This window comes from Pseudomonas sp. NBRC 111131 (assembly GCF_001320525.1).
Lineage (GTDB): Bacteria > Pseudomonadota > Gammaproteobacteria > Pseudomonadales > Pseudomonadaceae > Aquipseudomonas > Aquipseudomonas ceruminis.
This window is the reverse complement of the sequence record NZ_BCBH01000066.1, coordinates 1-8,301: the sequence shown is the minus strand read 5'-3', so window position 1 is coordinate 8,301 and position 8,301 is coordinate 1. Positions and strand designations below refer to the sequence as shown.

Below are 8,301 nucleotides of genomic sequence, written 5' to 3'. Positions count from 1 at the left end.
GGCCTCGACTGCGGCCATGCAGATCCTTTCGCCGAACCAGGTGCGGGCCCAGGTGTCGGCGGTGTTCCTGTTGATCAGCAACCTGCTCGGGCTCGGCTTGGGGACGACGCTGGTGGCGCTGATCACCGACCGTTACTTCGGCGCCCCGGCGGCGGTTGGTTCGTCGATGTCGATCGTCAGTTTCGCCGCATCGCTGCTCGCCATCGTGCTGCTGGCACGAGGCTGCCGGTGCTTGCGGGACAGCATGCGCCGCGAACACTCGGCTCACGCCTGACATGTTCGCTGACATACGTCTGCTGGAGCGATTCCCGCTGCTCGACCTGGACGATGTGGCCCAGATGCAGGCGCAACTGGCACGCTACCTGTGCCCGCACCAACTGCGTGTGTTGGACAATACGCCCGCGCGCCTGCAGGTCAGCGGCATGGAATTGGCCGGCGCGTGGCTGCTGGCGCTGCACTACCACGCGCCGGTGGAGGTCAGCCTGCAAGGCGACGGCGCACACTACCTGTTCCGCGCCACCTTGCAGGGGCGCTGCGAAGTCAGCCACGGGCGCGAGCGTACGGCGGTCGGTGCCGGCGGCCTGAGTGTCAGTTCGCCCTTCGCCAGCAGCCGGGTCGTCACCGGTGGCGCGTGCCGCAATGTGGTTCTGAGCGTGCCGAGCACTACCCTTGAGCTGCACCTGCAACGGTTGCTCGGACGTAGCCTGAGCCAGCCGCTGGTGTTCGATGTGCCGCTTGGCGCCGGGCACCCCGGTGTGCAGGCATTGGGTCTGGCGCTGGACTACCTGTGCCGGCTGTCGGCACTGGAGCTGAACCTGGGGCCGTTGCGCCAAGGGCTTTCGGACCACCTGGTGCAACTGCTACTGACCCAGTTGCCACACAACTACTCCAATGCGCTTCGCCAGGCCGGCGCCACGCCACTGCCCAGCCATGTACGCCGCGCACGTGATCACATCGAAGCGCACCTGGACCAGCCGCTGGGCGTGTCCAGCCTGTGCGCGCTCAGTGGCGTTTCGGTACGTACCTTGCAAAACGGCTTTCGTCAGTTCCTGGGGCAGACGCCAGTCGCCTACATTCGCGACCGGCGCCTGCTCGCGGTGCACCAGGCGCTGCAGCGCGGCGAGGGTAGTGTGACCGACGTGCTGTTGCGCTTTGGCATCCACAGCCCTGGGCATTTCACCCAGCACTATCGGCAACGCTTCGGCTGCCTGCCATGCGCCACGCTCAAGCGGTGAAAGGTTGCGTAATCGGTAGCCTGCCTGCGTGATCGGGAGCGTCGGCGACGCGTGCGCTGGCTAGCATCGGCCTACCTCAACACGCGGAGTCATACCTATGCAGGTCACTATTCTTGGCGGCGGCCACGGCTGCTACGCGGCGGCTGTCGACATGGCTGAGCGCGGCCACTTTACCCGCCTGTGGCGGCGCGACCAGGCAGCCTTGCAGGCGCTGCAAGCCATCGGCAGCCTCACGGTGCGCGACTACCGTGGTACCCGGCAGGTTGCCCTGGGTGACCGGTTGCAACTGGTCGGCGACCTGGCCCAGGCGCTGGAAGGCGCCGACCTGGTGGTCATCCCGTTGCCGGCCACCAGCCATCAGGCGCTGGCGGCGCAGGTTGCACCTTTGCTGAACGATGGCCAGGTGGTGTTCTTGCCGCCGGGCACGTTCGGCACCTGGGTGTTTGCCAAGGCCCTGCGCGACAGCGGCAACCCCGCCCAGGTGGCGTTCGCGGAAACCGGCACCTTGCCTTACCTGGTGCGCAAGCATGGGGCAGATCAACTGGTGATCAGCGCCTATGCCACCCGCCTGCCCACAGGTGTATTGCCCAGTCGCTTGTCAGCGCAGGCGTTCGCCGTTTTGCGCCAGGCCTACCCCAGCGTGGAGCCCATCGAGGACGCCTTGAGCGGTGCGCTGATGAACGCCGGCCCGATCATTCACCCGCCGCTGATCCTGATGAATGCCGGGCCGCTGGAGCACTTCGCGTCCTGGGACATCCACAACGAAGGGACCCAACCGTCGATTCGCCGGGTCACCCATCAGCTCGATGGCGAACGCATGCGGGTGCGAGAAGCGCTCGGCTACCCGGCGCCGCATTTCCCGTTGGCCGACCACTACCACAGCGACCAAGGCGATGAGTGGATGTATGGCCGCGGCGCCCACGGCAAACTCACCGACAGCGGTGACTGGCGCGAGAACATCGACCTGCAGCAACACCGCTACATGCTCGAAGACACCCGCCTGGGGTTGTCTTTGCTGATATCGGTCGGGCGTTGGGCCGGTGTGCCTACACCCGTGGCCGAAGGCCTGCTGGCGTTGGCGTCGGCGGTGACTGGCCGCGACCTGTACAGCGAAGGCCGCACCTTGGAAAACCTGGGCGTCGCAGGGCTCGACCGGGCACAGATGGCGGCCCTTTTGCAGGACGGGGTACCCGCATGAGTGGGCCACTGGGGCACGTCGCGGTCATCGGTGCCGGGCGCATGGGCGAGGGCATAGCCCTGGCCTTCGCACAGGCCGGGTGGCAGGTGAGCCTGATCGACTTGAAGGCGCGCGAGGCGCAGGCCCAGGCGACCTATTTCGAGGCGCTGTGGTGCAACCTCGTCGCCCAGGTGGACAGCCTGGTCGCCCTCGAACTGATCGGCACGCAGCAGGCCGCTCAGACGCTGGCACGGATAGGCCTGGTCCCACGGGTCGAAGGCGGACCGGCGCTGGGCCGTTGCCGGTTGGTGTTCGAGGCCGTGCCGGAAGTGCTGACAGCCAAGCGCGAGGCCTTGGCCTGGATCGACCGCCACGTGGCCGCAGACACTGTCATTGCCTCGACCACCTCGACATTCCTGGTCACAGAGCTGGCCGGGATGGTGTCGGCGCCACAGCGCATGCTCAATGCGCACTGGCTCAACCCCGCGCACCTGATGCCTCTGGTGGAGCTTTCGCGCAGTGCGCAAACCAGCGAGGCGGTGGTTGCCGAGCTGCTGGCGGTGTTGCGGGGCATCGGCAAGGCACCCGTGGTGTGTAGCGCCACACCTGGCTTTATCGTGCCACGCCTGCAGGCGTTGGTGATGAATGAGGCCGTGCGCATGGTCGAGGAGGGCGTGGCCAGCGCCGAGCAGATCGACCAGGCGGTGCGCACTGGGTTCGGCCTGCGCTTTTCGGTGCTGGGCTTGCTGGAGTTCATCGACTGGGGTGGGGGCGACATCCTGTACCACGCCTCGGCGTACCTCGGCAGCCAGCTGGGTGAGCGTTACCAGGCGCCGCAGTCGGTGCTGGACAACATGGCAGCGGGCCGTAACGGGCTGCGTGATGGGGTGGGTTTCTACGATTACCGGGAGCTGGATGTGGCTGCGTATCGTCAGGGGCGGTTGGTCGAACTGGTCCAGCGCTTGCGCCAGGCCAACCTGGCGCCGCGTTTTGCTTCAGGCCTTGAAGCGCTGGATCAACCCTTGCTGCTCTGATGCCAGGGCATTGAGTTGCTGGCTGATCCCTGCAGCGCGCTCGGCCTGACCAGACAACGAGGCGGTGACATCGCGTACCGCCTCGACATTGCGGTTGACCTCCTTGCTGGCCAGGCAACGGCAGGGTCAGCTCAGCGGTGAAAACGCGGCAGGCAAGTACACCCCCGATTGCATCTTCTGCAACTGCGGCGCCGAGTTCTCCGGCGGCCAGACCCCGTCGCGCACGGCGCGGGTGCGCACGTCCAGGCGTTGTTCAAGGCTTGCATAGGGCCAGATATGCAAATACCGCGGTACACGGCCACTGGTGGCATAGAACGCCGCGTACACCTGGGAGTAGTCAGGCTCGGTGCGTGGCCCCACAGCCTTGCGCCAGCCGGCCAGGGTCGGTTCCAGGCCGCTGGTGACCAGGTCGTACTCGCGCAGCTCGTAAAACGGCCCGTGCTTACCGGCAGACAGCGGTTTCAGGAACGGGAACAGGCGGTAGTCGTCCATGTGCTGTTCGAGAACCAATTCGCCAATGGCAAAGGCGTCTGTGCAAAGCAGCACCCGTTCACGTTCGGCGGCCTGGGCCTCGGCGCTACTGAAACGGCGCAGCACGGCGATGGTGTTCTGCGGGCCGATCTCCGATAGCCAGCAGCCGATCAGCTCAACGCCTTCACCCGCCTCGTGCAAGGCCTTTTGCAGGCGGGGAAGGGCCATGGCGGGGGTACGTACGCGAAGGGTGAAACGCAGCAGTTCGTAGCGGTCGGACATGGGTGTTTTCCTCTGATGCAATAAAAAGCCCGGACCCTCCCCGCACGGAAAGGCCCAGGCAAAAACGTGGCTGCTCGATGCTCAGCGCGGGCAGGTCACTGCCGGGAAGGTTTGATGGACAACACCGCCAGCGTGGTAATTGCCCCCATCACCACCAGCATCACCGACACCGGCCAGGCGTCCTTGTACACGCTGAACAGCGCCGTCGCCGCCAGCGGTGCCAGGCCGCCGGAGAAGATCGACGCGATTTCGTGGCCCATGGCCAGCCCCGAGTAGCGCACTTTGGCGGGGAACAACTCACCCATCAGCGCGGGTTGGGTGCCGATCATCGCGCCATGACAGAACGCCATGCCCAGCAACGCGGCCAGGTACACCCACACAGGGGAGTGGGTGTCGAGCATCCAGAAGAACGGGAAGGCCAGCACCATCAAGCCGACCGAGCCGATGGCATACACCACCCGCCGGCCAATGATGTCCGACAGCCAACCCCAGAACACGATGGTGCCGGCCTCGACGATCATCGCCACCATCACGCTGGCCAGCACCAGCTGGGTGTCGAGCCCGGTGAACTTGGCGTAGGCGATGGTGAAGGCAAGGAACAGGTAAGCGCTGCCGTTTTCGGCAATGCGGATGCCCATGGCCTGCAATACCGCCTTGGGGTGCTTGCGCAGCACCTCCATCGCCGGCAGGTGCTCGGGGGCGTCTTGCTGCGCCTGTTCGGCAACGAACGCCTTGCTCTCTGGCAGCCGCCGTCGGATATACACACCCACGCCGAAGATCAGGATGCTGGCCAGGAACGGTACGCGCCAACCCCAGCTCATCATGTCTTCATGGGGCAGCATCTGCACCAGGTAGAAGGCTGCGGCAGACAGCACGAACCCACCCGACACGCCCAGCTGGCTCCAGGCGGCATAGAAGCCGACCCGTTCTTTGGGCGCATTCTCGCTGAGCAGCAGGACACCACCGCCCCATTCGCCCCCTGAAGCCACCCCCTGCAAGACGCGCAGGATCACCAGGCACGCCGGGGCCAGGTAGTCGGCTTGCTCGAAGGTGGGCAGCAGGCCCATGGCGAAGGTGGCCGCGCCCATGATCGCCAGGGTCATCACCAGCGCCTTCTTGCGCCCGGCCTTGTCGCCGATGTGGCCAAAGATCAGGCCACCCAGCGGGCGCGCCAGAAAGCCCACGGCAAAGCCGGCGAACGACGCCATGGTGCCCAGCACCGGGTCGGTGCCGGCGGGGAAGAACAGCGGTGCGAAGATCAGCGCCGCTGCCGTGCCGTAGAGGAAGAAGTCATACCATTCCAGGGCATTGCCCAGTACCGAGGCGATGACGATGCGGCGCATGGTGCGCGGGTCGGTGTCACGGGTGATGCTGGTGTTGAGGTTGCTCATGAGCCATCTCCATGCGGGCCGTTCACCAGAACTTCCAGGTGTAGGAAGTGATCAGGCGGTACTCGTTGTAGTCATTGCCGTAGGTTTGCTGGGTACGCATGTTCTTCAGGTCGAAGGAGAGGTCCTTGAGCGGGCCGCTCTGGATCACGTAGGTCAGCATGATGTCGCGTTCGCTTTCCCTGTCGCGTGCAAGGCCCGGCCCGCGGTCGATGTCAGTACCCTTGATGTAGCGGGTGAACAGCTTGAGCCCGGGCAGGCCCATGGCGGCGAAGTTGTAGCCATAGCGGACCGACCAGCTGCGCTCGTCGGGGCGGATGAACGGCAGGCTCGCCCAGTTCGGCAGCCACAGTTGCGGCACGTAGCCGTTGAGGGTGGGGAACACCGTGTCACCGGTCATGCGCTGGTAACTCACGCCGACCATGTGGCCGCTCTTTTCCAAAGTCATCAGGCCGAAGTAAGCGCGGTTGTCCACCGCGCCGCTGCGGGCGGCCCCGTCCTCGCGGTTGTTGAAATAGCCCACATCGGTTTTCAGCTGGTAGCCGTCGGCGAACGTCAAGGTATGTTTGATACCGCCGTAGTCCTGCTTGTAGACATCGTTTAGCACACCATGGAAGTAACTGCCTTGCAGATCCGGCGTCAGCGCATAGGTGGCACCGACGAAGTCCAGGCCGTCGCTGTCCTGGCTGTCGCTGGTGCCGTAACGGTAGAGGCGCTCATGGTTGGACGATTCGCGGGTGACGATCGACCAGAAGCGCCCGCCCACCAGGGTCAGGTTGTCGATGTCGCGCGATTCCACCACTGCGCCCTGGTACACGGTGTCCAGCTGGCGGCTGGGGTCGTTGGAGGCAACCGGGTAGAACGGCTTCTGATCACCGATCTTCACCAGGGTCTTGGCGTATTTGAGCTTGAGGGTCGCGCCGCCCCGGCTGTAGTCGTCTGCCGCCTGCTGGCGATGCCGGCTGTAGGGCAGCGAGCCATCGTTGCCGGTGGAGTCCAGGCGCAGCGCGTATTGCCCGTTGAGCTCGAAGCCAACGGCCAGCGGGGTATCGGTATAGCCGGACTCGAACTGCAGGTCGAAGCCTTGGGACCAGTTGCCGACCTTGGACACCGGCGCGCTGGAATTGGTGAAGTTGCGGTTCAGGTAGAGGTTTCTGAAATTCAGCGAGAGGTGGCTGTCATCGACCACGTCGCCCAAGCACGTAAGGGGTAGGACGGAACCAACACACAGGCAAAACGATGTCGCACGCAACGGCCATTTGAGTTCCATGGGGTTTTCCTGGAAGTGTGATCAGTACAAGTTCTGGGCAGTTGAAAAACTGGGGCAGAAGAGGGCAGGTCTGGCGCCCGCTTGCCTGTCACGTATTGTTTTTTGTTGTTCTAGATATCCAGCACCAGGCGCTTGCCGCGCGCCCGGGAACAGCACAGCACGATTTGTTCGTTGCTTTGTTTCTCCTCATCGGTCAGGTAGTGGTCACGGTGATCGGCTTCACCTTCAAGGACATCGCACAGGCAGGTGCCACACACACCTTGCTCGCATGACACATCGACCTTGATGCCCACGTCGCGCAGGGCAGCGATCAGGGTCTGGCCTTCTTGCACCTGCACGGTCTTGCCACTGCGTGCAGCGACCACCTCGAACCGCTCGCCCTGAGTGTCGACCTCGGCCTGGAAGTATTCGTGGTGGATGTGCTGCGCGTCGTAACCTTGCTCGCGCGCGGCTTCGATCACCCAGTCCATGAAGCCCGCTGGGCCGCAGGTGTACAGATGCACGCCGGGGGTTGCTCGGCCCAGTACCTGAGCAAGGTCGAGCTGTTGCTCTGCGCCTTCATCGCTGAAATGGGTGAACACGCTGGCGGCAAACGGTGCGGCTAGCAGCTCCTCGACGAAGGCACAACGGCTGCGCGAGCGGCCACGGTAGTGCAGCTCGAAGGGTTGGCCCTGTGCGTGCAGGGCATGGGCCATGGCAATCATGGGGGTAATGCCGATGCCACCGCCCAACAAGATCGAGTGTGTAGCATCGGCGGCCAGTGGGAACAGGTTGCGCGGCGCACTGATGCGCATCGGCGTGCCAGGTTGCAATTGCGTATACACCGCCGCCGAACCGCCGCGGGACTGACTATCCTTGAGCACGCCAAGGCGATACACGTTGGCCTGTGCAGGGTCGCCACACAACGAATACTGGCGCACCAGGTCGGGCGCCAGGTGCAGGTCGACATGGGCACCAGCGGCAAAGCGCGGCAAGGCCTGGCCGTCGACGGCGGCCAGCTCGAGGACGACCACGTCGCCCCCTTGCACCTGGCGGGCCTGCACGATGACGTCGAGCAAGGGTTCGCTCATGGTCATGGCCTCAGAGGATGTAGCCGATACCGGCAAGGGTATCGTCGCTGTTGATCAGGCTGATGACCTTGCGCTGGAGCTGGAAGCCCCCCTCGCGGCGTACCAGGGTGTAGGTCAGGTCGGCGGTGTAGTGCTTGAGGCTTTCCTTGCGGAACTCGCGCAGGTTCTGTGCGGCCCGCACGGTCACGGTGACGCCGTCGTCGCCCAGCACGCGGATGCGCGAGAGGCTGCGCACGGTGCGCGGCTGCGGGCTGGTGGAAATCGATTCGCCACCGACCAGCCGCTGCACGCGCAGGGTACGCATGTGGTGGTCGTCGTAGGCGTAGTTCAGGGTGTTCTCGTAGTCCGTCTGCCGCGGGTCGATGGGGATGATG

At 64.8% G+C, this 8,301-nt stretch carries 8 protein-coding genes and 1 pseudogene; 4 read left to right on the top strand and 5 right to left on the bottom strand.

Annotated features, from left to right (window positions below; all coding sequences use genetic code 11):
• The 4 genes and pseudogenes from APH34_RS27990 to APH34_RS27975 all read left to right on the top strand — a co-directional run.
• Positions 1-274 (top strand): annotated as a pseudogene (locus APH34_RS27990) (MFS transporter); the annotation flags it as partial.
• Position 275: 1 nt separating this feature from the next.
• The gene (locus tag APH34_RS27985) at positions 276-1,235 is read left to right on the top strand and encodes an AraC family transcriptional regulator (protein WP_054903751.1); all 960 of its coding nucleotides are present in this window, start codon (positions 276-278) and stop codon (positions 1,233-1,235) included.
• 97 nt (positions 1,236-1,332) lie between these two features.
• Complete coding sequence (locus APH34_RS27980; RefSeq protein ID WP_054903750.1) at positions 1,333-2,433, top strand: NAD/NADP-dependent octopine/nopaline dehydrogenase family protein; 1,101 nt, start codon at positions 1,333-1,335, stop codon at positions 2,431-2,433.
• On the top strand, positions 2,430-3,446 hold the full coding sequence (locus APH34_RS27975; protein WP_054903749.1) for a 3-hydroxybutyryl-CoA dehydrogenase: 1,017 nt from the start codon (positions 2,430-2,432) through the stop codon (positions 3,444-3,446). The genes APH34_RS27980 and APH34_RS27975 overlap by 4 nt, the downstream gene beginning before the upstream one ends.
• A 126-nt stretch (positions 3,447-3,572) precedes the next feature.
• Here the strand turns inward: APH34_RS27975 and APH34_RS27970 are convergent, their stop codons facing one another.
• The 5 genes from APH34_RS27970 to APH34_RS27950 form a co-directional block, all read right to left on the bottom strand.
• Complete coding sequence (locus APH34_RS27970) at positions 3,573-4,199, bottom strand: NIPSNAP family protein (protein ID WP_054903748.1); 627 nt, start codon at positions 4,197-4,199, stop codon at positions 3,573-3,575.
• Between the two features lie 95 nt (positions 4,200-4,294).
• Positions 4,295-5,590, bottom strand: coding sequence for an MFS transporter (locus APH34_RS27965; RefSeq protein WP_054903747.1), 1,296 nt, complete (start codon positions 5,588-5,590; stop codon positions 4,295-4,297).
• Between the two features lie 22 nt (positions 5,591-5,612).
• A complete protein-coding gene (locus APH34_RS27960) occupies positions 5,613-6,857 on the bottom strand; it encodes an OprD family outer membrane porin (RefSeq protein ID WP_054903746.1) in 1,245 nt (414 codons plus the stop codon).
• 110 nt (positions 6,858-6,967) lie between these two features.
• Positions 6,968-7,927, bottom strand: coding sequence for a PDR/VanB family oxidoreductase (locus APH34_RS27955; protein ID WP_054903745.1), 960 nt, complete (start codon positions 7,925-7,927; stop codon positions 6,968-6,970).
• Positions 7,928-7,937: 10 nt separating this feature from the next.
• Positions 7,938-8,301: aromatic-ring-hydroxylating dioxygenase subunit beta (locus APH34_RS27950; RefSeq protein WP_054903744.1), on the bottom strand; the 364-nt coding region annotated here is incomplete at its 5' end.

What these genes read in the sequence shown, in the direction of transcription:
- APH34_RS27985 (WP_054903751.1), top strand. Translation starts at nt 276, where the DNA reads ATGTTCGCTGACATACGTCTGCTGGAGCGATTCCCGCTGCTCGACCTG.
- APH34_RS27980 (WP_054903750.1), top strand. Translation starts at nt 1,333, where the DNA reads ATGCAGGTCACTATTCTTGGCGGCGGCCACGGCTGCTACGCGGCGGCT.
- APH34_RS27975 (WP_054903749.1), top strand. Translation starts at nt 2,430, where the DNA reads ATGAGTGGGCCACTGGGGCACGTCGCGGTCATCGGTGCCGGGCGCATG.
- APH34_RS27970 (WP_054903748.1), bottom strand. Translation starts at nt 4,199, where the DNA reads ATGTCCGACCGCTACGAACTGCTGCGTTTCACCCTTCGCGTACGTACC.
- APH34_RS27965 (WP_054903747.1), bottom strand. Translation starts at nt 5,590, where the DNA reads ATGAGCAACCTCAACACCAGCATCACCCGTGACACCGACCCGCGCACC.
- APH34_RS27960 (WP_054903746.1), bottom strand. Translation starts at nt 6,857, where the DNA reads ATGGAACTCAAATGGCCGTTGCGTGCGACATCGTTTTGCCTGTGTGTT.
- APH34_RS27955 (WP_054903745.1), bottom strand. Translation starts at nt 7,927, where the DNA reads ATGAGCGAACCCTTGCTCGACGTCATCGTGCAGGCCCGCCAGGTGCAA.